Here is a 1,066-nt window from a genome sequence, read left to right on the forward strand (position 1 = left end):
CAGGGCTTGGTCAAGTTCCGGAGTCGTGCGGCTGGGTCGGGCCGTGACCGGTTGGGGTGCATAGCAGAGCAGGCACGGGCTTCGTGATCATTGGGGTGTCGAAGCTCAACGATCATGAGGTGGCCCGTGCCTGCCGCTGTATCCTCCCCTATCCCCGCGGTGCTGGTGAAGCTGGGTCCGCTGGACGGCGGCCGGGTCGCTGACCTGCGCCCCTACCTGGACTTGGTGCCCGACCCGCGTGCGCGGCGGGGCCGTTGGTACTCGCTGACCGCCATCCTCCTCATATGTGCCTGTGCGGCCGTCTCGGGAGCGAGGAGCGTCGACGAACTCGCCGAGTGGGCGGAGCGGGCCTCGGACGCCCTGCTGGCGGCCGTCGGAGTGCGCCGCCATCCGCTCCAGTGGCGCCGGACTCCCTCACGGACCACGATCGGGCGTGTCCTCCAGGCTGTCGACGGTGACGCCCTGGACCGGGCTGTCGGCGCCTACCTCACCAGCCGGCACGACGCCGCCGGGACCGGGTCCGGACAGCGTCGCGTGATCGCCGTCGACGGCAAGGCACTGAAGGGATCGGCCCACCTGACCGCCACCCGCCGGCACCTGCTCTCCGCGGTCACCCACCACCGAGCCGTGACCCTCGCCCAGGCGGAGGTGGGAGCGAAGACCAACGAGACCACGCACTTCCAGCCCCTGCTCGAGCCACTGGACCTTCAAGGAGCCCTTGTCACCTTTGACGCGCTGCACTCGGTCCAGGCGAACGTCACCTGGCTGGTCGAGACCAAGAACGCCCACTACATCGCGGTGATCAAAGCCAACCAGCCGACCGCACACCGCCAGCTCGCGGCCCTGCCCTGGCGGGACATCCCGGTCCAGCACACCACGACCTCCACCGGACACGGCCGCCGCGAGTCCCGCTCCGTCAAGACCTGCGGCATCGCGGACGAACTCGGCGGGATCGCCTTCCCTCACGCCCGTCTGGCCGTCCGCGTCCACCGCCGCCGCAGGCAGACCGGCCGACGCGAAACCCGCGAGACGGTCTACGCCGTCACCAGCCTCGACGCCCACCAGG

The 1,066-nt window shown here is 70.5% G+C and carries 1 protein-coding gene; it reads left to right on the forward strand.

Annotated features, from left to right (window positions below; all coding sequences use genetic code 11):
* Nucleotides 1-126: 126 nt before the first annotated feature.
* Nucleotides 127-1,066 (forward strand): ISAs1 family transposase (locus tag ACIQFZ_RS43570; protein WP_402694018.1); only part of this gene is annotated, 940 nt, incomplete at its 3' end.

Source organism: Streptomyces sp. NPDC093064 (assembly GCF_044754605.1).
Classification (GTDB): Bacteria; Actinomycetota; Actinomycetes; order Streptomycetales; family Streptomycetaceae; genus Streptomyces.